Raw genomic sequence first — 339 nt, forward strand, 5'->3', positions numbered from 1 at the left:
AGCGTCAGATGTGTATAAGAGACAGCTTGTTTATCAAGCCAGCTAAAAAGGACGCAATTGTAGCATCAACTGCTCCAAAAAATTAGCTCCGTCCCACGCGGTAGAGGACGTTAAACCGACCGCAAACTCGACTGTTGCTGATATTAAAGCTTACTTAGATAATCACAGCATCAGTTACACTAGCTCAATGCTTAAAGATGATTTGCTAAAGCTGATTAAGTAGGTGATTTGATGGACTATTTAGCAGATGTTAAGCAGTTGTTGATGATCAACTCCAGTGATAAAGACAATTTGCTGAATGTAATCTTATCTAATACCAAGAGAGCACTGACTTTTAAG

1 protein-coding gene is annotated in these 339 nt (G+C 38.9%); it reads left to right on the top strand.

From position 1 onward, the window contains the following. Positions 1 to 231: 231 nt before the first annotated feature. Positions 232 to 339, top strand: a 108-nt coding sequence (locus ACXIUA_RS00960; protein WP_457975907.1) for a phage head-tail connector protein, incomplete at its 3' end; no start/stop codon positions are given.

Source organism: Corynebacterium sp. UMB8791, assembly GCF_054166365.1.